A 24,220-nucleotide genomic window follows, 5' to 3' on the forward strand; every position below is an offset into this window, starting at 1 on the left:
CCCGGCAACAAGGGGGATAATTCGGTCCACATCTTATCCGTCAGTAGCGTGCGGTCTGCATTCATAGACGATGAACAGCCACTTAATTGAGAACAGTTCCTAGTCTAATTCTCAAGCAAGCAAGCAAGCAAGACATTATCGAATCTCAAAACGCATTTCGCAACCAAAAGGGCATAAACGCAAAAACACCCGCCGGTTATGGGCGGGTGTTTTTGACTGTGGCGCTCCCTCCTGGGTGCTAATAATATGCTAATAGGCTCCAAAAAGGCCTATAATAGCCATTTCGCCCTGGTTTTCGCCCTGCTTAATTTGAGGGTCCCCGGCGTGGTTTGAGGCTCCCTGCAGGGAGCGAAGCCTACTCCACCCGGCCCCGAATAATATCCACCACCTTCCACAACCCGCGAATATCCTCGCCCGCCACGGTCAGCATGCCGGCCTGGGGGTTGTCGGAGTGTAGCACCAGCTGCTGCTTGGTCAGCAGGTCGTTATCCTTGATTCGCTTTATCGTGAGCTGGTTGCCGAACGTGGCCACGTACACCCCGCTCACTGTGTACTTGATATCCGCCAGCGGAACCGGCGTCACGGCCACCAGCATGCCGGCGCGTAGCTGCGGCTCCATCGAGTCGCCGTTAATCTCGAACACCAGCGTACCCGGCTTGCGCAGCTCCGGGCTGGGGTTGTAAATCCGCATCGTTTCGTACTGCCCGTAGTCGCCCTCGGTGGCAACCAGCTCCACGAAGCCGGCCCGCACCGGTACTGTGACGAACGGGCAGTCGATGTACTCCTCATCCGCAAACTTACCGAACACCACTACCTCGCCGCCCTTGGTACCGGTGCTCTCCATGGGCCCGCCGCCGAACCACAGCCAGTTACGGCTAATCTCCAGGTCCGATACGATAGCCTCCAGCACTTCCGTGCTGGGCTGGTGCCGGCCACCCTCCAGCTGCGCGACAGTGGGCCGCGAAATATTCAGCAGATCGGCCATCTGCTGCTGGGTCAGGCCGCGGGCCTGCCGTACCACTTTCAGCCGCTCCGCCATGCTCAGTTCCGGCAACGGGGTCACGGAGCTAATTATTTTGCGTTCCACCGTAGTCATTTTGTAACATTTAGTAAGTTTTGCCTACATTGTGGCGATGTATCTCAATCAAAGGTAACATAACAAAACTAAAATGCAACCATTTGAAACCGTGACTACGCCGGCCGACCTGCGAACGTTGCTGCCGCACGGCGCAATATCCAGTATCGCCCGCTCCCTCAAAATGTCCCACGCGGCCGTGTCCAAGGCTTTGCAGAAGGCCCGGCCCGCCCACCCCGCCGTAGCCGAGGCCGTGCGCCTCATCAAGGAAGCGGGCTCCCAAAATGTCCAGCACGACCTCAACCAACTCAAAAAATAGCCCCGCCACCATGCTCTTCTTCCCTGCCAACCAGCCCTATCCCCGCCGGCCGCTGCCGCCCGCGCCCTACCTGACTGAGGAGCCCCGCGAGGCTACCGCCGCCCTGGAAACCGCCGTGCGGGCCTGTCCTGAAACCCGGTTCACCGGCGACCATGCCCGGCCCACGCCCGCCCAGCGCAACGAGTTGGCAGAAGCCCTCGAAAGCGGCTACCTGACCCACCGCGAGGCCGTATGGCTGGAAATATGGCAGTGCGAGTTCGACGCCGACACCATGGCCGCCGTGCTGCCGCCGGTCCAGCGCATCATCAGCCACCGCCGGCTGTCCGGTGGTGCTCCCCGCCCCCAGCTGGGCGGCTGGTTCTGGCCCGAGACCCCGGCGCCCACCCCGGCAGCCACCCCGGCTCCCGCTCCTGCTCCTGTCAAACGTCGGGGCCGGCCCCGCAAGCAGCGCCCCAGCCATGACTGAGCTAACCACGACCACCGCCGACGGCCTGCACATCACCGTGCGGATGCCCGACAATCACGAATGGGTGCGCGAGTCGCTGGAGAGGGCCTGCGCCGCCGAGGCCCGCCGCCAGCTCGAAGCCACGCCCGCTCCCGACCCGGCCTACTCGGTGCCCCGCACGGCCGAGCTGCTCGGCCTGCACCCCGAAACCCTGCGCGACTACATGCGCCTGCCCGCCTACCACCCGCGCCGCCTGCACTACGTCACCGGCGAATCCAGCCGTGGCGACCGGGTGCTGCTGTCCCAAATCAATGACTGGCAGCAGCGCAACCGCACCGATGCCGAGCCGGTAACCGCCCCCGCGCCCCGCGTCAGGGGCCGCCGGTCCGGCCGGCCATCCTGATTCGCTGCCTGGCAACGGTAGACTTACCCGCCGCCGCTAAGGGCGGCTCAATCCCCCATTCCCCCATGTCCCAGCTACTGCCAACTGTCGGGCCGGATAGTCCGGAGGCCGCTACGTCCATCATCACCATCCAGAAGGCCAAAGTCAAAGACCAGCACCTGACCTGCGAGTTTACCGAGCAGCGTACCCCGGAGGCCCCGCCCCGCACCTTCGCCCTGACCTGTGCTGAGCAGGTCCACGCCGACCTGACCCATGCCCTCAGCCGCCTGGTACCGCACCTGTGCCTGCTCACCGAGCAGCTGACCGAAACGCCCGACTTCTGGCCCGACGATTCCGAGGAGCTGCCCGCCCTGTTCGAGGCCTTCACCGTCACCGGCTTCTCCCTGGGCCGCGGGCAGGGCGGCGTCACGCTCATCGGCCAGCGCGAGCTAAACGGCGGCCGGGTGCTCAACCTGACCACGCCCTACCAGTCCTTCGACGACGAACAGGCCACCTATTCCTACACCGGCCTGCTTGAAACCACGCTGCAGGTTGCCTTGGTGGAAGTGGAAGCCGCCCTGCGCGGCAAATGCACCGACCACCGCCAACTGGCTTTAGCTTTTAGCTGACTGCTGTTAGCTTTTTCACCCTGCTCGCCGAGCCGGTTTCCCTCCTGAACATAAGCTAATAGCTAAAAGCTGTCAGCTAACAGCTCCCTAAACATGAAGCTCCCGGCCATCCAGTTCTACCCCGGCGACTGGCACAAGGACCAGGGCGTCCAGGCCCTCGACCTGGCCCAGCGCGGGGCCTGGTTTGAGCTGCTGTTGATGATGCACGACTCGGACGAGCGCGGCGTGCTGCTTGTCAACGGACAGCCCATGCCCGACGCCGTCATTGCCCGCCGCCTCGGTTTGGATAACCAAACCGCCAACCAAATTTTAACCATCCTGCTCGACTACGGCGTGGCCAGCCGCCGCGAGTCCGACGGCGCCCTGTTCTGCCGCCGCATGGTCAAAGATGAGCGGCTGCGCCGGATACGCACGGAAGCGGGTAAAAAGGGCGGCAACCCCCATTTGCTTAACCAAGGGCCCAGGCAAAAGGCAACCACCCAGGATAAGCAAATTCCAACCCCTTCATTTTCATCTTCACTTACAACTTCAGTAAAAGAGAGAGAGGCGGCTGACGCCGCCCCTCCCGCCCCCAGGGCTGATAAGAAAGTTGAAAAGCCGGCCGGTAAGGGCCCTAAAGGGGGGGCGCCGCCCACCCCCGCCGAAATCCAGGACTACGCCGCCGGGCAGTTCCCCGCCAGCGCCGACGCCCAAACCGAAGCCGCAGCCTTCCACGACCACTACGCCAGCAACGGCTGGCGCGTCAGCGGCAAAACCCTGATGGTCGACTGGCGCGCCTCCTTCCGCAACTGGATGCGCCGCCGCCCCGAGTTCCAGGCCGCCGCCGCCGCCCGCACCGGTACCGGGCCACCCGCCCCAACCCGCGCCCGCACTGCCCCCAAATCCACCGACCCCGCCCGCTGGAGCTAGTTTTTTCAAGCTGTTAGCTATCAGCCATTAGCTGTTAGCTCTTTTCTCTCATCCCCTGCCATGCCCACCAACGCTATCAGCCAGCAGCTATCAGCTAACAGCTATAGAACGCCGCCCCAGGCCCTCGACCTGGAAGCCGCCGTGCTGGGCGCGGCCCTGCTCGAAGCCGATGCCCAGCGCACCCTGCTGGCGCTATTGCCCACCGAGGAAGTATTTTACTCCGCAGCCCACCAGCAGGTGTACCTGGCCATCCGCGACCTAGTGCAGCAGGGTGACCACGCCGACTTGCTCACCGTCGTGGCCCGGCTGCGCTGCCGGGGCACGCTGGCCCGCACCGGCGGCCCGCACTTCATTGCCCAGCTCACCCAGAAAATCAACTCCGCCGCCCACCTCGATACCCACTGCCGCATCCTGCAGCAGCAGTACGCCCGCCGCGTCGTCATCCGCGCCGGCACCGAGCTGGCCGCCCACGGCTACGACGACGGCCGCGACCCGCTGGAGCTGCTGGCCACTGCCCAGACCCACCTCACCAGCCTGCACCGCTCCCTCGAAACCAAGCCCGGCCAGACCGCCGCCGCCGCATTTGACGCCACTTTCGAGCGCCTCGCGCAGTCCGTCGGCCAGCACGGCCTGACCGGTATTCCCACCGGCCTCACCCAGCTCGACGGCCTCACCGGCGGCTGGCAGCCCGCCGACCTCATCATCCTGGCCGCCCGGCCCGCGATGGGCAAAACTGCCGCCCTGCTGCATTTTGCCCGCACTGCCGCCCTCGACCACGGCCACCACACCGCCGTCTTCAGCCTCGAAATGCCCACCCTGCAGCTCATGCAGCGCATGATTGCCAGCGAGGTGCCCGGCTACTCCAACTCCGACCTGCGCCGCGGCAACCTCCCCGGCGGCCTGGAGCAGGTAGCCCACATCCGCGAGCAGGCCCAGCGCCTGCGCACCCACGGCCACCTGCTGCACCTCGACGACACGCCCGGCCTGAGCATCCAGCAGCTGCGCGCCAAGTGCGCCCGCCTCCACGCCCAACAGCCCCTAAGTCTAGTCCTGGTCGACTACATCCAGCTCATGCGCGGCGACACGAAGGGCAACCGCGAGCAGGAAGTGGGCAGCATCAGCCGCAGCCTGAAAGAGCTGGCCAAGGAGCTAAACGCCCCCGTCATCGCCCTGTCCCAACTCTCCCGCGACGTGGAGAAAAGGGGAGGGGAGAAGCGCCCGTTGCTCTCGGACCTGCGCGAGTCGGGCAGCTTGGAGCAGGACGCCGACTGTATCATCTTCCTCTGGCGCGGCGAGTACTACAAAATCGACGAGTACGAGGACGGCACCCAAACCGCTGACACCATCCTTTTTGACATCGCTAAGCACCGCAATGGCGCCACGGATGAGGTGGTAGCAGGCTGCTCTATGCGGCGGGGTGTATTTGGCGACTTGCCTAATAGCTAAACTCGCTTGAAAAGGGACGAATCGGAGGGATAACCACACAAAAATGCCCTTCCAGCCATATAGCCGGAAGGGCGTTAGAGTTTTAGGTAAGGACAAAGCAACGCAAGTTGCTGGGGCTTTCATTTACCTTTTCTTTTAGGCCGCCGCACGCGGTGGTGGGTCCAACGCCTCACCTTTCCACCCATCTTCGGTCGGAGCCGGATCACGGTAATATCGAGCCTTACTCATCAGGTAGCGAGCTGCCATGTGAGCGCTTTGGTTAGGTACTCCTTTTTCCACCGGCTGGCTATATAAGATGTCCGCGTGCATCGGCAGGCCTATATCGGCAGTGGTAACCTCTGCCGATACAGCTACCAGTTGTTTATGCTCATTCAGCGGTGTAGCTTCTACCGCTACGGCACCCGCAACCATCGGTAGTTGTGCTGCCTCGTCCACAGATTCTGCCAGCAGAGCTGCCATGCCCACATATAGCCCGTCTTTGCCCATTCGCAAGTCCTTGCAATGCTGTTTGCAAAAGGGAGCATCAGCATAATTCAGCCTCAACACCGATACATCTCGCTTCGATGGGGGCGGCAAAAATGCCTCCGGTTTGAGCTTTCCTTTGCTTTCAGAGTAGAAGTATGGATGAACAATGCCGCGTACTAGTGTCTCGGCACCGGCAATACTACGCGGTATAACTTGGGGCATTGTGCGGAACAGCGTCAGGATACAGAATTGCCAAAGCCTCCTCAACACGCTGGCGTAGCAATTCATTCGGGTAGGTCTCGTTCGGATTGCTCCGCAGTTCCCCACCTATCTGCGCTGTGAAGGCCCAAGAAGTATCACCTACTTCCACGCTCACGTAGTCTTGTTCGCGTGCCCATTCCAATGTGATAGTACCATACGGGCTAGGAGTTAAATCGTCTCGGTGCAATTGCATAGCCCATTCGCCCGGCAAAGCATTCAGCAAGTCTATCACGTTTCCAATTGCCTCCAACGAAGGAGTCACTGCACCATACCCATCCCAATCGTCACCCAGAGCGGCAAAGTCATGCACATGCTTGCACAGCAACCCCACGTGGTGGCCATAAATTGAAGTAGGGTAATAGTCTGGCGACTGCTGTGTCGTCTGCCCCGGATAATCAACAGGTGCCAGCAACTCCCATTTCACCGGAATGGTGGCGAACAGGGTGAACGAGGCCGCCACGATAGGTCGAGTCAAAGTGCCAATGTTCATCGCTAGGTCAGACGAATTAAAGTTTGAATTTCTGGTTGTAAAATGCCACGTAGCACGGTCTTGTTATGCTCGTGTGCAAGCTGTAATACGTGACGTAGCAAATTTGGCTGCTCAATGAGCGCCGCTAAGTCTGCTACTTCGGTAAACTGGTGCACTTGGTTATGGCTAATGGTCGCCGTTGGACGGTTGTTAGTCAGAGAGGTAATATGCAGCCGGTCAAAGAAACTCAAGTTTTCCAAAGTGTTCGGCACCGTTAGCAACAATTCACTAACAGAGCTATCGAAAAAGCGCTCCGGCAAATAGGCTGGATTTTCTTTGTAAATCTTATCCAATGGCATGGGCTCCGTCGGATGCGTCCACTCCATTTCATCCAAGTAATGTAAGCTGGCGCCCACAACAACCATATTGGCTAGTATAGGAGCTAAAGCCCCCACAATCCGTTCAAACAAGGCCAAAAAATCAGCCCACCGTTCGTACCGCAGATTGTGAAAGCTGAGTGACACCCGTTCCACGTCATTCCTTACCTGCAAAATCCGGGTAGCAACGCCGTTTGCAGAGTAGACAGCTTCAACACCTGGGGGGCCGTTTTTTTCAGAATGTGCTGACACTCTACCGGGCCCAGGTATTGTTCCTTCTATGTGCAATTTTACCCCCTGCATCTCGCGCACCTGATTAAATTCAGTTGCAAACTCATTCTCTAAAAGTTCCCGCATTCGTGTTGCATGCACGAATTGCGAAGCAAAGAACAGGCTGATGGCCGCTTCTTTAATTGCGTGATTTTCGCTAGGAAGCCGCAAAAACTGCTTTAAGAGCATGCAATAAGGGTTAAACCGTTCACGGTCGCAAAGCTAGTCACAAATATCAACTCCCTCAACTGCGAACTTACGAATGGCTCGCCGGGAGCCCAATATATGAGAAATGTATTTTATAAGCTCCCACCAGTTTCGTTCTGCTATTGCTATTGGGGTATTTTCATTCACAAACTTTCCCGCATGCTCAAAGTTTTCTCCCATCATTTATAGGTACAGGCAGGCTATCAGCCCCGCTGCACCGCCAGGTTCTCCACCCGCGGCCACCACGCCCTCACTTTCGGTAGCCGCAACTGTTGCCCGTTGAAGCGCTGCACGCCGTAATCGTGCCCACCCAACTCCCCGAACCCCTCGGCCATCCGCACCCGGTAGTCGGTATCAATCCAGAACAGGTGCCGGTCGAAAGCCCGGTGCAGGTTGGGGCACAGCGCCAGCCCGTTCCCGATGGTGTCATCCCGGCTCACCGACCAGGGCACGATGTGGCAGGCGTCCAGCAGCGGGGCCGTGCCGGTGGTGCTCACCAGCTGCAGGCCCGATACGGCGCAGGTCGACTGGTAGGCCCGCAGTACCTCGCGCACGAACACGCCGCTCCGCTCGGCCAAGGACGTTTCATCCGCTACGTCCACCACCCGGTTATAGACGGCCGCCGGCTCCTCCAGCATCTGCCGGCCCAGCTCATCGAGCCGCTCCAGGCCCGCCCGCGGTCGGAAGTAGTGGCGCGTCAGTGGGAAGTAGCGAGTCAGCAGCGCCTGCCGGACTTCCTCGCGGGCCACCGGCTGCAACAGCAGCTCCCACAGCGCCGGGTCGAGCGAGGCGTACGCAATGACGTCGCGCAAATGCCCGAAACTGCGCACCGACTTGGAGGAGGTCAGTACCAGCTCCTGACCCGGCCGGGCGTGCAGGTGCCAGAACTTCTCACTCCGCAAATGGAAAAACGGCAGCTGGAACGGAGTGGCCCCGTATTCCGGTCCTGGGCTCAGTAGCTGGCAGTATGCTTTGAAGCCCGTAATCAACTCCGGCGTGATGGCAATGCAGTTGTCGCGAATCGTGCCCTCCTCCAAGCCCTCCAGAACCGCCAGCAGCAGGGCCGGCTTGTAGGGGGCCTCCAGCTTCGTTTCCGGGTGTACATACAGCCGTAGCTTCGTAAGCCGGGCCAGATAGCGGGACAGGGTAGTCAAGTCAGCAGAAGACAGGTGAGGGTACAGTACCGTGCCAGTGGTGTGCCCCGGCAATACGCTGCAATACTACCACCGGATAGCAAGTATCCCGACTTCAGGCTGTCAAGTCAGTGAAAAGCCCTGCCATTCGTGATACAGCCCACTTCCTGTTTCCAAAAATATTAGCAGCTAACCCCTTTGGCTTTAAAATCCTAACATTATTAGTATCATTGCCGTTGTAACAACCCGTTCATTCTCACTGATAGCGCTATGACAACCGTTGAAATCCTCCAGGTTATTCAGGAGCCCCTGTGGCTTACCCAGTGCGAAACCCCCGTTCCGGCCGGCTACCCCAGCCTGGCCGACAACTCCCCCAACACTAAAATCGACCTCAACCACCTGCTCATACCCCACCCCGACTGCACGTATCTGGTCCGGGTGCAGGGCACCAGCATGGACGGCGCCCCCTCGCACATTCCCGATGGCGCGCTGATGGCCGTCGACTGCTCGCTCACTCCCGAGCCGGGTGACATCGTAGTAGCAGCCATCGACGAGGAGTTCACCGTCAAGCGACTCGAAAAACGGGCCGGCAGCTACTGGCTCGTCCCCGACAACCCCGCCCACAGCCCCATCGACACCAGCCTGCTCGGCGACCGGTTCCAAGTGTGGGGCGTCGTCACCCACGTCATCAGCCGGATGCAGCGCGGCCGGTTCCGCTAGCCGGCCACCACACCCGTAGCCAGGGCCAGGGTGGTGCTTCGTTTCCAGAAGATGTTATTTTTAACAACTTTCAGAAACGAACTGCCTCGCCGTCCATCCCCGCTTCGCCGCTCAGGGCCTCGTATCCATCCACCGGCTGCGCCAGCTCTTCCCGGGTTTCACAAGTGTCAGTGGGTCGGGTAGCAGGCCCGCACCACCTGCAGCAGGAAGTAAGCAGTTGGTCCGGTCAGTCAAGCTCAACGCTCAGAACCGCTCATTCAGATGTAGTACCCCATTGATATAATACTTGGTGAGGTGGCCAGCCAGCGGCAGCGAATGGGCAAACTCTGCCCGCTCGTGCGCATCCTGTGCGGAGGTGGCCAACACGCGCAATGACTCCTCCAGGTAGGGGAGGGGCCGGAACTCTGCCGGCAGGTGTGGCCCGTCTTCCCCGGTAACGCGCACCTGATACACCTGGTGGCCCTCCGGCAGCTGGGGCAGCTGGTGTTCGGCCGTGGCGCCGCACCGGCGGCACCGCACTTCCAGCCTGATGCCTGAGGCATCCTGCCCCGTTACCCGCCCCGCCCAGTGCGGAGTCTCAACCTGCTCCTTGGCGCAGCGCAGCGTCAGGAATGCTTTTGGCCCCTGAGCAGTGCCGGTAGAAAGGATGCGGGTACGGGCCATAAGCGCTTGGTAACGGGCAGGTGAGGTCTGGATATCCGGGTATGCCGCAAAGTTCGCACCCCTGGTCCGCTCATCATAACCGGGGCGGCAGCTATTTGAATGGATTGTGCTTCGTCGTCCTGCTGATTCTACCTAACTAAATACGTCATCTATGCTACCAGTCAATACCCTCGTCCAAATCGAAGAAAACTTACGGACGCTCGAGCATTACCTTCCGCACTACTGGTTGGAACAGCATTTCCCGTAAGGGCGCATCGAGCGAAGCGTAGGCAATAACCTCGCATAGGTACTTGAAAACTGACCGATCGGGAGGAGGTCACAAAAGCGCGGCATCGCCTCCCCCCCCCCGCCGATCTGCTAGCCCACTGCCAGACCCTCGACATGCAGGCCATAGCCGACGACGTGCGCCCCTTCCTCTCCAACCCCCGCGAAGACTGCTTGGTCACTATGTTCCCCCAATACATCGAGCAGGTGTTAACGCTATAGTTATTTAGCCTATTCGTGCAAATTGTCTTCAGTTCAAACACTATCTTGTGCCACAAATCATATTTCATCATAAGCTATTCATCTTGTGAAAAACCTGCCTGGTTATCTGATTCTGCTAGTTTTTACATGCATCTGTACTTCGTGTTCGCAATCCGATGCTTCAACTGCCAACGGGCCGAGGATAGTAATAACTTCCACGGGGCTGACTGTGAATTCTCAACAGTTGACCAAGCCAGTTACTATGAGTCAGATTCAGGCTTTATTGGGACGGCCCTCCCGTACTAAAATTAACTCTGCTCAGGAAGCTGCAGATAAGCAGCGCAGATTTGGCGCGGTTCCAAATGATATATACACTTATGATGCTAACGGCATCTTGGTGTACCAGAAGCCGGGCAGCACCTATATCGAATCTATCTCAGTCAATTTTGAGAACGAGGGGTTTGACTTCTCTCCCAGCCGGAACTTCAATGGGACGTTGTCAATTGCCGGCAGACAAATAAGTAACTCCACTACCTCGCAGGAATTGCAAGCCTTGGCCGGTATGCGCCTAAGCCCCTCTACTATCAAAAAGTATTCGGCCAAATATGGCATTCACGATCTGTTCTTTGATTTTGGTACGCCATCCGGCAGCAAGGCTCTGACAGGTGTTTCCATTGAGTTAGGCCAACCGCAAAAAGTCAATGCAAAGGGTTGGACTGAGAGTGATATCAGGATGATGCGCGCTACCGTGCTGCAGGCACCCCAGATGAAACAGCTGGCTACCCAATACAATTTCAGTATTGCTGCTTTCGCAGACTGCTATACCGAAAAGCTCTCAACCCAGATTACGAAAGAGCAATTGCAGGCCCTTAATAGTCAGGCACAGTCGAAAGTGCAGTCAATTATGGAAGGGTGCGTTCTTGAAGTAGCGAAGCGCTGAACCTTACATGAAAAGTATTTAACCTTTAGAATAACAGATTAGTGGATCGGTATCAGTTGAGCCTATTGGACGCGGTGCTGCGCATCGTCGTGGTGATTATAGTAGTTATGCGTGCCAAATCACGCGGCCGTTCAGCATGGGGGTGGGGAATATTCGGCTTTGTTCTCCCATGGCCAGCTTTGATTGCCGTTTGGTTTGTACCACGCAAAAAAGCTAAAGCAGAACAAGCTCCACTGCCGCAATCGCCAATCATATTGCCAAGCGGCCCCCCAAGGCGCCCACCGGTTGTTTCTGCCCCTGTAGTGCCACCTGTTGCTACAGCGCCAGTTACGCCTTCAGTGTCTGGCGAACCAGCAATTACAACAACAGAAATAAGGCAGCTCGACCGTGGTAATCACAAGCTCACGGTTAAAAAAGTCGCGGGCAACTCATCTGGTCAAACGGTGCTTCTTGCGACCGTCATCATGCCTACCGAGGAGTACTTCGAATTAGTGCTTCGCCTTGGATACGGCCGCGTTGAAGAGGAGCGTAATGCCATTCGTACGCTGGTAAAAAAAGTCTTTGCTCTGCGTGAGCATGGAGCTCGGACTTTTAATTCTGGGGCTGAATATGCGGAATACCTGAAAGCATACTGCCCTGAGCTAAGTGCAGATGTTGGCAACGAATGGTTCAATGTAGTAGCGTTCCGCTTTTCAGCTTTCGCTCCCGACCAGGAAAATGCTATCCTCCGTTTCATCGACCAGCAAAGTCTGGCTTACAGTACAAAGCAACCCAGCTCAGCCCCGACGGCCGTTGTACCAGCTGTAGCACCGCCAAGTCCTGCAGAAATAATCGAGGAGATAAGGACTAAAAAAACTGATTGGGTCGCATTTCAACAGTTGCTCAAAACGCATAACATCACCAAGCTTTACCACTTCACCGACCGCGCAAACCTCAGTTCCATAATTGCAGCCGGTGGTCTGTACTCTTGGTATTCTTGCGTACAGAAGAACATTGCCATTGCCCGGCCTGGCGGAAGTGGGTCTTCGCGGGATCTGGACTCGAGGAAAAACTTGGAAGACTATGTGCGTCTGTCTTTCGTCCGTGACCATCCTATGTGCTACGTGGCCAAAAAAGACGGACGGATTTCGTCGCCTGTTATTCTGGAGATTGATCCGGAGGTAATGTATTGGGAAGCGACGAAGTTCACAGTTAGGAATGCTGCTGAAAACGGTGTTAGAGCAGTTAGTAAAATTGAAGAAGTATCATCCGTGAGATTTGACCTCTTTCGCCGGAAATACTACGACCTGCCGCAGGAGGAGAAAGGCTACTACCAGGCAGAGATTTTAGTTCATAAATCTCTGCCTTTGAAGTACATTACCAACCTCACTCAAGTAAGGGCTCTGGCATGATTCACGTTGAAAGTAAGCGCAAGTCTCTGGTAACCATTCAGAAGCTATACCCAGGTGCATTTATAGTGGATGTCACTTCTAAGGGTGATGAGCCTTGGGTGATGGTTAGCCCATTCTATCCTCATGGAGGAATCCCTGTCCCTTTCTCAGAAGGCGTATTTGCCGTTTCTGTTGAGGGCGTTTGGCAGGGGTTGAAAGTGTTTGAGGACGAAGATGTAGACTTCTCAAAATTTGAGAATGATACGATGAAGAACCTCAAACGCACCGTTCGAAAGTTTGGTAAGCCACTAGGTCATCGACGAGGGGTCAATGGTATAGAACTACTCGACTATGGTACTGCCCGTCGCAGCATCTATCTGAAAACTTACGGGTGGATGTTGGAAAACAAGGCCGCTCACGTTATTGCTAACTTGGTTGCCCAGGCAGAGCAAACGGAAGTTGTGTTGTTGGACTACGATACGAACGGAGATATAGACAACCTTAAGACGCCGCTCTCACACGCCGCTTTAGTCAAGCGGTTTATAGAAAAGAAACACCCACACATCCAGACAATCACTTTTGCAGTCAGTGAGGCTCCTGCTTTGTATGAAGTGGTGTCGAAACCAGTAAGAGCTAAATCCACCCCCAAGGTTAAGGCAATTGATAAGCCCACCAAAAAGCCTAGTACAACAAAAAGTAAAAATGCGGGCAAATCAAAGGCTGCTAAATCCTCAGTTAGGAAGCCCAAGAATGGGGCAAATCAGCTAGAATTGCCTATATAACAAGCTGTAAAAAAGGAGCGAGCGGGCCACACGGCCCGCTCGCTTCATTTCCGGTTACACCTCAAAGTGCGGCCGGTCTCGGAACCTGGCCCAGTCGCCGCCCCAATGCACCCGCGCATCGGCCACTTTCATGAGCCGGGCAAACTAGCTCAGCAGCAGCCCCGGCCACGACACCGACCCATCCGCCAGCACCAAGGCTATATTCAGCGCCGAAGTAGGGGAGAGGTTGTGGTTCGATTGTCCCCCTCGCTTGTACGTCACGATGAGCCCCGGCCGGGTGCGCCCCTACGCGCACAGTTTCTGCTGCCGCTCAGGGCTGCGGTAGCACTCCGTCATGATGAGCAGCTCCACCAAACGTAAAACTGCGTAGCCCAGCCATCGGCCCTGAGGCTACCTTTGCTCCATGTTCGCATTCCGTTACGCCCTCATCGCCGCCTTGGCCTTCGCCACCGCCTGTTCCACCAACGACGACCCTGCTCCGGCCGCCCCAACGCTAACCGTACACTTAGTCCTTGGCAATCCCAGCGGGGCCACTCCCGACGTCAATCAGCCCACCAACTACCTGCTCAGCAAGTCCCAGTACGCCCTCAGCTACCACCGCGACCGGGGCATTCCCACCTGGGTTAGCTGGCACCTCGACGCCACCTGGCGCGGCCCCGCTGCCCGCCAGGACGACTTCCGGGCTGATAACACCCTGCCCGCCGGCTGGTACCAGGTCCAGTCCAGCAGCTACACGGGCTCCGGTTTCGACCGCGGCCACCAGTGTCCCAGCGCCGACCGCACCAGCACCTTGCCCGACAACTCGGCCACCTTCCTGATGAGCAACATGGTCCCCCAGGCCCCGCGCAACAACCAGCAGACCTGGGCCAACCTCGAAAACTACACCCGCACCTTCCTCAGCGCCGGCAATGAGGTCTACATCATCTGCGGCTCCTACGGAAAAGGTGGTACCGGCTCCAACGGTTTCCAGACCACCCTCGACCAGGGCCGCGTAACCGTCCCCGCCCGCCTTTGGAAAGTGGTTGTTGTTTTGCCCACCGGCGACAAGGACGCCACCCGCGTCAGCACCAGCACCCGCGTCATCGCCATCGACACGCCCAACGACAACGCACTCAGCACCGACTGGGGCCAGTACCGCACCAGCGTTGACGCCATCGAAGCCGCCACCGGCCTGGACCTGCTCTCGGCCGTTCCCGATGCGGTGCAGCAGGTACTGGAGGCCCGGGTGGATGACGGCGCCACTAACTGATTCGTCAGTCTCTATTCACAGCTTCAAACGACAACGGCCACCCAATCGGGTGGCCGTTGTCGTTTCGCGTCGTCGGCTTTATGCGCCCGGCTCCGGCGGCCTGCGCTTCCTTTCGCGCCGCACCCCCTTGAAGGGCTTACCATCTTCCTTCACATCTATAAAGCGCCCCGTTTCCGCATCACGCTTCACGTACTGCTTCGTAACCGGGTTGAAAGTCTGCGACCGTTTACGCACGGCCCCTTTGCGGGCGTTGTCGCCGGTAGGAGGGTTAGTTGCCATTTGACGAAAAGTGTAAGTGGAACATTAAAGTGAAGCCGCGTCTCCGCGCTCCACCACCCGCTGCCTGTCAGCAGCCGCGGACTCATCCTGCCCCCGCCGCAGGTCCCCGTTCGGGTCCACTGCCGCCGACGATACCGCCGCGGCCACGCTGCCAGCCAGCAGCAGGTAGCCGCCCAGCGTCACCAGCGCCGCCGGCAACGCCACCGGCGCCGTGGCAATAATGCCGCCCACCGCCGCCAGGGCGGCCCCAATCGTGCGCACCTTCCGAAAGAACCGGGGCGTCGGCAACGTCACCCGGTCAAGTACACTCAGTTTCTGGTTCATCGTAGTAGCTGTTAGTGAGTAGTTGTCAGTTGTTAGTACCGGTCGGGGAAGCAGCCACTGGCAACTGCCAACTACCCCCCGACAACTCATTCCTTGTCCAGCCGGGCCAGAATCCGGTCCGCCCACTGGTTGCGCGAGTCCTGCTCCTTGCTGGCCTCGGTCAGTACCTTGGTGCGCTCCTCCACTAGGGCCATGGTCTTGTCGATATGGGCCAGCCGCTCGGTGAGCTTGAGCACCAGGTCGCTCATCTCCCGCCGCAGTTCGGCCCGCTGCTGCAGGCCCTCGTTGCGTACCTGCTCGGCCTGCAGCTTCATTTCCTCGCGCAGCTTGCCCTCCCGCGCCACCGCCGAAATGTGGTAGTCGTCCACCTTAACGGCCAGCGCCGCCGCCTGCTGCTCCTGCTTCTGGTAAGCCACCTTCAACTCCTCCACCGCCCGCCAGTTCTTCACGAAGTACAGCAGCACCGCCACCGCCCCGCCCACCACCGACGTCACCACGCCCCAGTTGTCAAGTAGATTACCCACGTCCATCACCTCCCTTCCACCCCGTCAGTACCTCAAAGTGCGGCCGGTCCTTAAACGAGGGCCAGTCGCCGCCCCACACCACCCGGGCATCGGCGTACTTCATCAGCCGGGCAAACTTGCTCAGCAGCAGCCCCGACCACGACACCGACCCGTCGGCCAGCTGAAACGCCACGTCCAGCGCCGGGGTAGGAGGGCCCAGGTTATGCTTCGACTCCCCGCCCCGCTTGTAGGTCACCACCGGACCCGGCTTGCCACGCCCCTGGGTATAGAGCTCGTTCTGCCGCTCCGGACTCCGGTAGCACTCCGTAATGATGGGCCGTCCCGCCAGCCGCAGCACCGGGTCGCCCAGCCACCGGGCCAGGGCTTGCGAATAGGCCGCGGCCAGGCTCGGCACCGCCTGCTCCAGCCGGACCGCCTGCCGACGCTCCTGCGCCGCACTCAGCACTGGTACCGTCCGCTGCCGCCCGGCCACTACACCCGAAGCAGCCGGGGCTAAAAGGTGGTCTGGTGTTCCGATGTTGCTGGTGCTGGTCATGGCAGTAGTGGTTTGTTACAATGGTTAGCTTCGATGCTAATTTACGTTACAATTTGCAACATATTCCAATGGCCCAACATTGCAGTCTGATTGAATTATTTTGGGCAACCCCTTCGGGCCGGGCTATCCGCCACTCCGCTTCGCTCCGGCCCTGCGGGCAGCCTCCCTCTGGTCGGCTTGGCTCCTATCCCTGTTGCGGCCCCCGCTGCCCCGATTCGGTTTCTACCGAGTGAAGCTCCCCAATTCCAGCCCTGACGCCAGCCCACCGCACCGCCGGCGCGCAGCCCGGCCTGCCCCCCGCAAACCCCACCCGCGCCAGGCAGCGCGCCGGCCCCACCCCAGCCAGCCGCTCCGGGCCCGGCCGCCGCGTTCATTCCCTGCTCTCCCGCCGCAACGCTACGCTATGGCCATTCGTCGCTTCGTACCTGCGCTCCTCATGCCCTCCGCTTGCTCTGCTCTGGTCATTCCGGTCATTGCCGCGTCGGCCCGCCCCTCTCCCCACCGCACCGATTCTAAAGCATCTCCGGCACCCCCGGAAACACCCCAACGCCCACCCACCGCACCGCTGCCGGGCCGCCCGGGCCCCCAAAAAGGCCCCGCGCCACCCGTCCGCACCCCCCTGATTAGGCCGCAGGCCACAGGCAGAAAAAGCCTGCCCCCTGCCGGTAAAGTCTGCGTTCAGGCCACGCAGGCCAAATAATAAGGCCCGCTTCGCGGATAGTCTCATTGGGGAGTACCCCAAACCCCCGCCATCATGCCCCGGCTGACGCCCGGTCATCAACCTCGGGCTCCGCCACCTCCCGCTGGTCGGCCGCTACTCCCTCATAAGGCCGGCTCCGCCGGGTGTCCATTGGGGGCTGGCCGCCCCCAAACCCCGGCTGAAAAGGCATCAAGGTCTTGTTCAGTCGGCCACACCCGGTCATGCCCTGCAACGAATTGCACTTTAGGTAGTTACCCCGGCCATTTGAATGCCCGAATTTTGCACAATCATATGTTACACTTTGTTAGATTTATAATCATTTAGTTTGTATATTAGGGTAGTAAGTCGGGAAAGGCCCGGCTGCCCGCCCTATCCGGAGGCCTACGGCGCGGGGCACCCACGGCTAACAACTACAGCCATGTTCACTGCTTTGCAACTCTCGCAGCTTGCCGCTGCCGCGTGGGCCGGCCCCGCCGCCTCGCACTTCGCCACCATCAGCCACTACCTCGCTCCGGATGGCTTCGCCCGCACCCAGTATTCCGTTTCCTACCACGTAGCCGGGCTTTGCCACCTGGGGCAGGCGCTGTGCCCCTTCGAGGCCGTAGCCGCCGCCGTGCGCACCTTCGTCGCAGTCCAGCCCCACCCCAGCCTCACGGCCGCGCTGGTGGTCGTTCACGCCGCCCGGGCCCTTCGCAAGGCGGCCGCTGCCTTCTCTGGCGCCCCGCTGCCCCGGTCCGGCTTTGCCGCCCGCGCCCGCCGCCACCGGCCCGTCGTTTCCGGTTCGCGCCGTGCATAGCCTGCCCACTTCCGTAGCGCCCGCCCCGGTCGGGGCGGGCTGCTACTACCGGGCCGTGGCCCTGTATGCCGTGGCCCCCGGCTGGGCCGTAGTGCGCGAGCAGCGCGAGCCGGGCGGCAGCTGCTACCAGCAAACCGCCGTGGCCCGCTACCATACCGGCGAGGCTGCCCACCAGCAGGCACAGTTCCTCAATAAGCTGGCGGCCCTGCAGGCCCGCGCCGAGGCCCTGTACGCCCGGCCGCTATTCGCCGAACCCTTCATGCAGCCGCTGCTGGCCGCCTGTGCCGCGCTGGCCGCCGCCTCAACTCTCAATCAGTAGCCACCGGCCCGCGCCCCCTCGGCGGCGCGGGCCATAACTCCCCACTACTATGCCTGCCACCGCTACCACTTATCAGCCCCAGCTGCTCGACCCGCACAGCGCCAGCCCGCAGCCCACCAGCCCCGCCAACGGCCGCAGCTTCCGGCTGGCCGAGCTATACCAATTGCTCGACTGCCGGACCGTCGAAGTCGTGCGCCTCTCGGACGAGCTCATCCTCATCATCGACGAGGAAGGCAAGTTCCGCAACCCCGCCTACCTCAACCTGCTGGCTACCTACCTCTGGTACAAGTATCAGCCCGCCGCCCGCGGCCAGGATTCCATCGTCGGCCGCGCCCTGCTCTGTCACGATAAGCAATTTAAATAGCCCACTTACGGCGTCGGGGCCGGCCGCCAACGGGCCCCGCTTTTTCTCACCCTCTTACCCTCTGCATTATGGCAACCGCCACCAAAACCTCCAAAGCCCCTGCCGTTACGTCCACCGCCGTAGCCGCCCTTACCACCACGCCGGCCCCGAGCCGTGCCTACCTGACGGCCACGCTCGACGAGGCCACCGGCGAGCTGACCGAAAACAGCCGCTTCCGGTACCTGCCCGGCCACCCCCGCCAGATTCGTTTCGATGCCAAGGCCGGCCAGTTCAACATCAACGGCCAGACCCAGCTGGGCCCCGCGCTCAGCTTCATTCCCTTGGCTTGGCGCATCTTCTCCGACGACATCCTCAACATGGGCCGCAAGCTCTGGGCCGAGCTGTTCTACGCCGATGATAAGGGCGCCGTATGCGCCGTACTCTTCCATGGCTACAGCGTCGAGAACCTGTATCGTCTCATCGAGCCGCTGTTCTACGACGAGCTCACGCTGGCCGATGTAGTGGTCCATGTGCGGGCCGTGAAGAAGGAAACGACCAAGGAGGGCAAAAAGGCCACCTACTATCTGGCCGAGTTCAGCTACGAGCCCGCCGAGCTATCCGAGGTAGTAGCCCGCCGCGACTTCGCCCAGGACTTCCCTATCTGGCGGGCTGAAACCTACACCGGCGCGGCCGACATGCGGATTCAGCACGGCTACACCGTGCCCGGCGGGGATACGTCGGCGGCAGTCAATAGCACCCCCGGCAGCCCGGAGCCCGCTGTCCTGCCTCAGGCCGCCTAGTGCCCGGCCCCCGCGGTACCAGCCGTGGGGGCCATCCGGCTACCCGTTCACTTTCTCACTTCCATTATGGATACCACCACCGCCCCGCCCCGGCTGCTCATCGAGCAGCCACCCCACGACGAAGCCGAGGCTGCCTTACTGGCCAGGCTCACCGAAACGCTGGCCACTGCCCAACCCCGGCCCGACCTGCGCGACCTGGCCCCCGATGTACGCCGGCTCTTCCCCGGGCCCGCCTATCTGGTCGGCTGTGGCGGCGCCCACGTCTGGCTGCATCGGGTCAGTGACTCACAGCGCCTGGCCATCATCCGCTAACCCTATTTGACATACTGCCATGTTCCATAATCTGCAAGCCCACCCCGGCCTCACCCAGGAGCAGCACCGCGCCCTGCCGGCCATCAGTAATACCGACCTCTCCAATCTGAAAGCGCAGGTGCTGGGCCAGCTCCGCGCCCCTAACCCTCAGGCCCTGGCCTACGGCACGGCCTTCCACGCCGCCACTCTGGAGCCAGCCACCTACGCCCGCACCGCCGACCGTTGCCCATGGGGGCAGCTCGAAGCTCTGGCCCGCCAGGTACGCCGCCAACGCTACTGTCGCGACCTGCTATATCGTGGCATCCCTGAGCTCACCCATACCGCCACGCACACCGAAACCGGCCTGTTAGTGAAAGTGCGCCCTGACCTACTCGTCCGCAGCCCCGCCGGCCGCCGCCTTACCCTGATTGACTTCAAAACTACCAGCTGCCGCGACGAGGCGCAGTTTCTGGCCACCATTGAGCAGTACGACTACGACCGCCAGGCCGCCTTCTACCTCGATGCGCTGCAGGCCGACCGCTTCCTTATTATCGGTGTGCAGAAGAAGGTCCCGCATGCGGTCTGGCTTTTCGACGCCACCGCCGCGCCCGGCTTCATTGAGCAGGGACGTAAGAAATATTCAGCATTGATGCGTCAGCGTACTCGACAGGCTACTATTGTAAGCAGCAAGTTATAATGCCCGCATTACGGATTCAGGAGTGATATTATATTCACTTAGCAAACAGCTACGGGCCTCATCGGTAGTGCTGTTGTAGCAACAACTCGCCGTTTTTGCATCGTGGCCATGGGTGTCTCAACGCCTAACCCGCAGTAGTCATGTAGTAACCGCACAACGGTTCTGGCTACTCCATTTGCCAGTGGAACAGGCACACCGTTACCAATCATCTTGAATTTAGCACTTAGGGGAGCTCCTTCGGGCAATACGTAGCTATCTGCTACACCTTGAATTCTAAGCACCTCCCGGACCGACAACCTTTTGTTTTCCCAAGGGTGCAAATGCACCTCATTGTTACCGTAGCAGGCTGTTGGGCTGTATCTGTAACGATGCAGCTTCTTAAAAGAACGGTTGGAGACCAGACCTTCTGGCGTTGCCATTGGCTTTTTGGAAAACAGATTGAACCGGTCTTTCGCATTAGCTACAATCGCTTCCTCTGCCTCGGGCACCAGGCACTTATTCACGCACAAGTCCAGTTGTTTCTGGCAGGTGGGCGCTTCTGGAGTAGTCCCTAGCGGTTCTGAAGTAGGCCACTGATAAGCAGTACGCGCATTAGCATGCGTGTACTCCTTATGCCATTCAGCCCACCCGGTTTTAGGCACATGTGGCAGGAAAAGACCAAGTCCAGCCACTGGAGCCTTTATTAGGTCACGCCGGATACCAATCATAAACAACCGCTCCCGGCTCTGAGGTACCCCGTAATCTAATGAGTTCAACCGGGCAAAGTCGGTCAAATAACGCTGACTTAGAAACTCCCGCATTTTATCGAACTCAGCCTTGTGCTTTTTCTGCAGCAGTCCCGCCACGTTCTCAAAAATGAAAAACGTCGGCTGCATGTGGTCAATTCGTAGGCAATAGTCGTGGCTTAGGCTGCCACGGTCCCCTTCAATCCCCACTCGCTTGCCGGCAATGCTAAAATCTTGGCATGGAGGCCCACCTATTATTCCGAAGTATTTGGGCGTGCCTTTGGGGAATACTTGCTTAATAAGGCCATCATCGTCGATGTCCCGCATGCTCCCGACGTGCGATATCTGAGTTAGCTTAGCGGCTGGATTCTTATGCTTACGCCAGGAAGTTATTCCGGCTGAATAAAGTGAGGCAAAAGCAGGGTCAACCTCATTTGTCCAAACCACGGGAAAGCCGGCCTCCTCGAAACCCATATCCAGCAGGCCGCCTCCTGTGAAGAAAGACAGCAAGGGAACTTGCTGAGCAACTGTTGTTAGTTCGGGAATAGCAACCATGGATGGGTAGAAGTAGCGTAGCGCAGCTTTGCTACAATGTCCTTATTAAGGTAAAAGTACGGGTGCCGACATTGATTGTAAAGCCTCGCGCCTGGTATTTTACGCGCCATTTTGTCCAATCAACCATTCGGCGTAAGGCTCACAAAGAGGACGCATGGCACATAGCGGACATACATCAGCCGCTGGCTTGGCAAGTTCATTAGCTTTACCGTCTATCACTGCAAGATTTACCTGCTTGTGCAAACCGAGGGCTGATTCGAGCACCTCTGTGCACTGCTCTCGCGTGAAGGACACCTCATGTTCGCCCCCAGCCAAATCAGCAATTACCAACCGCGTAGGCCACTCTCCAGCCTGCTCATGTAGCAAAGCTGCATAGAGCCGTAGTTGCAGCACGTACCCCTGCTTCACTTGGGGCGCACTGGTTTCGCTGACAGCCGCCTCCATGATGCCGCCGGTCTTGTAATCAAGTACCTCTAAATCCCCTGTAGACTGGCGCCGGATTAGGTCAGCCGTTCCACTGACTACCCCAGTGCTGTCAGTCAATTTTTTCTCAGCGCCCACCGGAGAACCCGCGGATTCACCATCTCTTAAAGTTGGCTTTTTGCCGACTATAAGCCACTGCAGCAGCAATTTTCTGACAGCATAGTTGCGTGCTCTGTATGCTAGAGGTACAAGGTGCTCCTGATGTTTTTTTACCAGTTGAGCTTCCTGCGCCACTAATTGCTGTTGCCATGCTGCCTCAAAGCCAGCCTCGTCCATGATTCCGGTGAGGTTTGCTTGTTCCAATACCCCATGAATGATTGTGCCTATGGGACCGGCGCCGCCAGCCCCCCGGCCAGGCAATGCCTGGATGGCTTTCCCTTCAGCGGACTTTTCAAGCAGCACCTGATACGGGCAACGTAGCAGCCGCCCATACTGGCTCGGCGAAAGCGTTACCAATGGCTCGACAACGACAGCCATTACGTGAGCTGGTTATAGATGCTCCCAGCCTTGTTCTTGCCACGCAGCCATTCATAACACTTGCCCATCCGGCGGGCTAAGTTGAAGGAGTCGAGAAACTGTACCTGTCCGCCATTTGCTAGCGCTTGCCGCTGAGCTAATGCCAATATTTCAGTTAACCAGCTCTTCTCCTCCGACCGCTCCAGGTCCCAGAAAGGATGTACGACTAGCGCCAAGTTCTTCTTATTTGGCCCCCATGCAAGTACTGGCAAGGCGACACCCTTTGCCGTTAGTTCCTGTACCTCAGCCAAAGCACCCGGCGTAGCAAAGAAACTAGTACCCATTTCGCTTAACAGCTCCTTTGCAGTACTTAGCCAGCCTTCTAGTTCAGGGGTATCAAACTTTCCATCGGTCCCCACCTGATAACCTGGTTCATGCATTACCCGCAGTAGTGCCACCGCCAGCCGCCAGTCTAGCAGCGCATGGTAGCTCATGTTACGGTAGCCCATCAAGCAATTATAGCAGGCACTTTTGCACGCCTCACGGTGCGCGGTGCTATGGATATTGCCCAAGTATGTATCGACCTGTGCAGCCCCTAAAATATCAGCCATCAAATCCTCCCCTTCCGGGTCAAGGCTATTAAATAACCGCCGCACAAATCCAGAACCATTAGGCAGAGCATCGCTTAGAACCAACTGCCCTACCATTCGGCCTTCACGCTTCACATCGGCCAGTGATACTTGCGTAATACCGCCAATTTCAATTTCTTCCGGCTCAATATCCAGCTTATCAGCAATAGAGCGCTGCAGGAGGAAAGCAGCGGCATAATAGGCAGCCTTAACCCCATCCTTTAGCGAACCATTGGCTCGTTCCATATCCAGGTTCAGTCCCAGCGATACACTTGATGGATGCAGTCGCAGAATCTCAGTCTTTTTGTTTGCGGCGAGTGCTACACGGTCAGTTCCTGCCTCGTCCGCAATCCACTGTTTTGTAGTCCATGTCGGCTTCGCCCCTGGAAGCTCGCGCTCAACGTAACTATCCTTTAAACTACCGCCGAACAACGCTTCACGGGGTCCTTTGTTTAGGCGCCAAGCAATATCGGCATCCGATAGCACTGCCTTACCACTACCTAAATCAAGGGGGGTATCGTCCTTGCTGTCTTCGCCATGCTCTGTCAAAAGCGGAGGACGTTGGGCATGTGAGTCAGAATCAGCCCGCTCATCTTTACCCGCGCTATAATTGGTACGGAAGGCACGCGGAGAAACAATCTCAAAAATATGAGGACTAACCTCTTCGCCTCCCGCAGCTTCGAGTATCTCACCGCACTTTCCACACTTAGGGTCAGGTGGCAGCTCGGGTTGTGCAGGGTTATCACGGTGAATAGTCTCAGTTGAACGGCAAACTGGACAAGTTCGCATCCACCGACGCAGCGTGAAGGGATGTTCATCCCGGTTCGCAACAACCATCGCGTTGCTTTTTCGCTTCGTTTTAAGTTCGGAAGTAAAACCGTTGGCTGTATAATAGAATTTATCCTTCAGTTTCTGTGCCCCTGGCGCAAACTCATAAATGGCCATATCTAGTTGCCTATCAATAATAGGAAACTGCCATTTACCCCCCTGGCGGCGTGCCCCCAAATGCAGGTTGCGCACCGTGGTGGGCATTCCAAACATAGGCAACACTCCTCCCTGAGCAAGCTTATCGCCAGTATCACTACCTGGTGTCGTGCCCTTCATTACACGCACTACCTCTGCCAGTAGCCCTTTTTCGGTGTCGGCCACCCAATCAACTAGCTCGGGTATAAGCTCACTGTTTTTAGG

The 24,220-nt window shown here is 58.8% G+C and carries 31 protein-coding genes; 18 read left to right on the top strand and 13 right to left on the bottom strand.

Going from position 1 to position 24,220, the window contains the following annotated elements; all coding sequences use genetic code 11:
• Positions 1–355: 355 nt before the first annotated feature.
• A complete protein-coding gene (locus tag J7E24_RS09985; RefSeq protein WP_215137662.1) occupies positions 356–1,063 on the bottom strand; it encodes a helix-turn-helix domain-containing protein in 708 nt (235 codons plus the stop codon).
• A gap of 106 nt (positions 1,064–1,169) precedes the next feature.
• Here J7E24_RS09985 and J7E24_RS09990 point away from each other — a divergent pair, with 106 nt between their 5' ends.
• From J7E24_RS09990 to dnaB, 6 genes are all read left to right on the top strand, one after another.
• Positions 1,170–1,394: a hypothetical protein gene (locus J7E24_RS09990; protein ID WP_215137664.1), complete on the top strand. Its 225-nt coding sequence runs from the start codon at positions 1,170–1,172 to the stop codon at positions 1,392–1,394.
• Positions 1,395–1,404: 10 nt separating this feature from the next.
• Positions 1,405–1,860, top strand: a complete 456-nt coding sequence (locus J7E24_RS09995; RefSeq protein WP_215137666.1) for a hypothetical protein — start codon at positions 1,405–1,407, stop codon at positions 1,858–1,860.
• Positions 1,853–2,242, top strand: a complete 390-nt coding sequence (locus tag J7E24_RS10000) for a hypothetical protein (RefSeq protein ID WP_215137668.1) — start codon at positions 1,853–1,855, stop codon at positions 2,240–2,242. The genes J7E24_RS09995 and J7E24_RS10000 overlap by 8 nt, the downstream gene beginning before the upstream one ends.
• Before the next feature lie 65 nt (positions 2,243–2,307).
• Positions 2,308–2,850 (top strand): hypothetical protein, encoded by a 543-nt coding sequence (locus J7E24_RS10005; RefSeq protein ID WP_215137670.1) that lies wholly within the window; start codon positions 2,308–2,310, stop codon positions 2,848–2,850.
• 93 nt (positions 2,851–2,943) lie between these two features.
• Positions 2,944–3,759 (top strand): hypothetical protein, encoded by an 816-nt coding sequence (locus J7E24_RS10010; protein ID WP_215137672.1) that lies wholly within the window; start codon positions 2,944–2,946, stop codon positions 3,757–3,759.
• A 60-nt stretch (positions 3,760–3,819) separates the two neighbouring features.
• Positions 3,820–5,205, top strand: a complete 1,386-nt coding sequence (dnaB, locus tag J7E24_RS10015) for a replicative DNA helicase (protein ID WP_215137674.1) — start codon at positions 3,820–3,822, stop codon at positions 5,203–5,205.
• A gap of 135 nt (positions 5,206–5,340) precedes the next feature.
• On the opposite strand, the gene J7E24_RS10020 is transcribed toward dnaB, so the two are convergent.
• The 4 genes from J7E24_RS10020 to J7E24_RS10035 form a co-directional block, all read right to left on the bottom strand.
• Positions 5,341–5,892, bottom strand: a complete 552-nt coding sequence (locus J7E24_RS10020) for a hypothetical protein (protein WP_215137675.1) — start codon at positions 5,890–5,892, stop codon at positions 5,341–5,343.
• Entirely contained in the window at positions 5,870–6,406 is a 537-nt protein-coding gene (locus tag J7E24_RS10025; RefSeq protein WP_215137677.1) for a hypothetical protein, read from the bottom strand. The genes J7E24_RS10020 and J7E24_RS10025 overlap by 23 nt, the downstream gene beginning before the upstream one ends.
• A gap of 17 nt (positions 6,407–6,423) precedes the next feature.
• Positions 6,424–7,236, bottom strand: a complete 813-nt coding sequence (locus J7E24_RS10030) for a TIGR04255 family protein (RefSeq protein ID WP_215137679.1) — start codon at positions 7,234–7,236, stop codon at positions 6,424–6,426.
• Between the two features lie 221 nt (positions 7,237–7,457).
• The gene (locus tag J7E24_RS10035) at positions 7,458–8,408 is read right to left on the bottom strand and encodes an HNH endonuclease (protein WP_215137681.1); all 951 of its coding nucleotides are present in this window, start codon (positions 8,406–8,408) and stop codon (positions 7,458–7,460) included.
• Between the two features lie 249 nt (positions 8,409–8,657).
• Here J7E24_RS10035 and J7E24_RS10040 point away from each other — a divergent pair, with 249 nt between their 5' ends.
• Positions 8,658–9,107: a LexA family protein gene (locus J7E24_RS10040; RefSeq protein ID WP_215137683.1), complete on the top strand. Its 450-nt coding sequence runs from the start codon at positions 8,658–8,660 to the stop codon at positions 9,105–9,107.
• A 243-nt stretch (positions 9,108–9,350) separates the two neighbouring features.
• Here J7E24_RS10040 and J7E24_RS10045 read toward each other — a convergent pair whose 3' ends face one another.
• Positions 9,351–9,770: a hypothetical protein gene (locus J7E24_RS10045; RefSeq protein ID WP_215137685.1), complete on the bottom strand. Its 420-nt coding sequence runs from the start codon at positions 9,768–9,770 to the stop codon at positions 9,351–9,353.
• 727 nt (positions 9,771–10,497) lie between these two features.
• Between J7E24_RS10045 and J7E24_RS10050 the strand changes: the two genes are divergently transcribed.
• The 3 genes from J7E24_RS10050 (at position 10,498) to J7E24_RS10060 (ending at position 13,327) form a co-directional block, all read left to right on the top strand.
• On the top strand, positions 10,498–11,175 hold the full coding sequence (locus J7E24_RS10050; protein WP_215137687.1) for a hypothetical protein: 678 nt from the start codon (positions 10,498–10,500) through the stop codon (positions 11,173–11,175).
• A 74-nt stretch (positions 11,176–11,249) separates the two neighbouring features.
• Positions 11,250–12,566 (top strand): DUF4433 domain-containing protein, encoded by a 1,317-nt coding sequence (locus tag J7E24_RS10055; RefSeq protein ID WP_215137689.1) that lies wholly within the window; start codon positions 11,250–11,252, stop codon positions 12,564–12,566.
• On the top strand, positions 12,563–13,327 hold the full coding sequence (locus tag J7E24_RS10060; RefSeq protein WP_215137691.1) for a DUF6939 family protein: 765 nt from the start codon (positions 12,563–12,565) through the stop codon (positions 13,325–13,327). Before J7E24_RS10055 ends, J7E24_RS10060 begins: the two co-directional genes overlap by 4 nt.
• A gap of 54 nt (positions 13,328–13,381) precedes the next feature.
• On the opposite strand, the gene J7E24_RS17990 is transcribed toward J7E24_RS10060, so the two are convergent.
• Positions 13,382–13,459, bottom strand: a complete 78-nt coding sequence (locus tag J7E24_RS17990; RefSeq protein ID WP_410779729.1) for a M15 family metallopeptidase — start codon at positions 13,457–13,459, stop codon at positions 13,382–13,384.
• A gap of 271 nt (positions 13,460–13,730) precedes the next feature.
• Between J7E24_RS17990 and J7E24_RS10070 the strand changes: the two genes are divergently transcribed.
• Positions 13,731–14,576 carry a DNA/RNA non-specific endonuclease gene (locus tag J7E24_RS10070; RefSeq protein ID WP_215137694.1) on the top strand — a complete coding sequence of 282 codons (846 nt, stop codon included), beginning with the start codon at positions 13,731–13,733 and terminating at the stop codon, positions 14,574–14,576.
• A 78-nt stretch (positions 14,577–14,654) separates the two neighbouring features.
• On the opposite strand, the gene J7E24_RS10075 is transcribed toward J7E24_RS10070, so the two are convergent.
• From J7E24_RS10075 to J7E24_RS10090, 4 genes are all read right to left on the bottom strand, one after another.
• A complete protein-coding gene (locus tag J7E24_RS10075; protein WP_215137696.1) occupies positions 14,655–14,855 on the bottom strand; it encodes a hypothetical protein in 201 nt (66 codons plus the stop codon).
• A gap of 24 nt (positions 14,856–14,879) precedes the next feature.
• A complete protein-coding gene (locus J7E24_RS10080; RefSeq protein ID WP_317195639.1) occupies positions 14,880–15,149 on the bottom strand; it encodes a hypothetical protein in 270 nt (89 codons plus the stop codon).
• Positions 15,150–15,265: 116 nt separating this feature from the next.
• Positions 15,266–15,709, bottom strand: coding sequence for a hypothetical protein (locus J7E24_RS10085; RefSeq protein WP_215137724.1), 444 nt, complete (start codon positions 15,707–15,709; stop codon positions 15,266–15,268).
• Positions 15,696–16,238 (bottom strand): M15 family metallopeptidase, encoded by a 543-nt coding sequence (locus tag J7E24_RS10090; RefSeq protein ID WP_251047137.1) that lies wholly within the window; start codon positions 16,236–16,238, stop codon positions 15,696–15,698. The genes J7E24_RS10085 and J7E24_RS10090 overlap by 14 nt, the downstream gene beginning before the upstream one ends.
• A 1,118-nt stretch (positions 16,239–17,356) precedes the next feature.
• On the opposite strand from J7E24_RS10090, the gene J7E24_RS10095 reads away from it, so the two are divergent.
• The 6 genes from J7E24_RS10095 (at position 17,357) to J7E24_RS10120 (ending at position 20,184) form a co-directional block, all read left to right on the top strand.
• Positions 17,357–17,734 carry a hypothetical protein gene (locus tag J7E24_RS10095; protein ID WP_215137700.1) on the top strand — a complete coding sequence of 126 codons (378 nt, stop codon included), beginning with the start codon at positions 17,357–17,359 and terminating at the stop codon, positions 17,732–17,734.
• Positions 17,727–18,053, top strand: coding sequence for a hypothetical protein (locus J7E24_RS10100; protein ID WP_215137702.1), 327 nt, complete (start codon positions 17,727–17,729; stop codon positions 18,051–18,053). Before J7E24_RS10095 ends, J7E24_RS10100 begins: the two co-directional genes overlap by 8 nt.
• A gap of 49 nt (positions 18,054–18,102) precedes the next feature.
• Positions 18,103–18,417: a DUF3846 domain-containing protein gene (locus J7E24_RS10105; protein ID WP_215137704.1), complete on the top strand. Its 315-nt coding sequence runs from the start codon at positions 18,103–18,105 to the stop codon at positions 18,415–18,417.
• A gap of 68 nt (positions 18,418–18,485) precedes the next feature.
• Positions 18,486–19,196: a hypothetical protein gene (locus tag J7E24_RS10110; protein WP_215137705.1), complete on the top strand. Its 711-nt coding sequence runs from the start codon at positions 18,486–18,488 to the stop codon at positions 19,194–19,196.
• Positions 19,197–19,262: 66 nt separating this feature from the next.
• Entirely contained in the window at positions 19,263–19,508 is a 246-nt protein-coding gene (locus J7E24_RS10115) for a hypothetical protein (protein WP_215137707.1), read from the top strand.
• A 19-nt stretch (positions 19,509–19,527) separates the two neighbouring features.
• On the top strand, positions 19,528–20,184 hold the full coding sequence (locus J7E24_RS10120) for a PD-(D/E)XK nuclease-like domain-containing protein (protein ID WP_215137709.1): 657 nt from the start codon (positions 19,528–19,530) through the stop codon (positions 20,182–20,184).
• A gap of 38 nt (positions 20,185–20,222) precedes the next feature.
• On the opposite strand, the gene J7E24_RS10125 is transcribed toward J7E24_RS10120, so the two are convergent.
• Positions 20,223–21,464, bottom strand: a complete 1,242-nt coding sequence (locus J7E24_RS10125) for a DNA cytosine methyltransferase (protein ID WP_215137711.1) — start codon at positions 21,462–21,464, stop codon at positions 20,223–20,225.
• Positions 21,465–21,563: 99 nt separating this feature from the next.
• Entirely contained in the window at positions 21,564–22,424 is an 861-nt protein-coding gene (locus tag J7E24_RS10130; protein ID WP_215137713.1) for a RecB family exonuclease, read from the bottom strand.
• 1,613 nt (positions 22,425–24,037) lie between these two features.
• Here J7E24_RS10130 and J7E24_RS17995 point away from each other — a divergent pair.
• Entirely contained in the window at positions 24,038–24,160 is a 123-nt protein-coding gene (locus J7E24_RS17995; RefSeq protein WP_410779730.1) for a hypothetical protein, read from the top strand.
• Positions 24,161–24,220 lie beyond the last annotated feature (60 nt).

It is taken from the genome of Hymenobacter sp. ISL-91 (assembly GCF_018613725.1).
Classification (GTDB): Bacteria; Bacteroidota; Bacteroidia; order Cytophagales; family Hymenobacteraceae; genus Hymenobacter.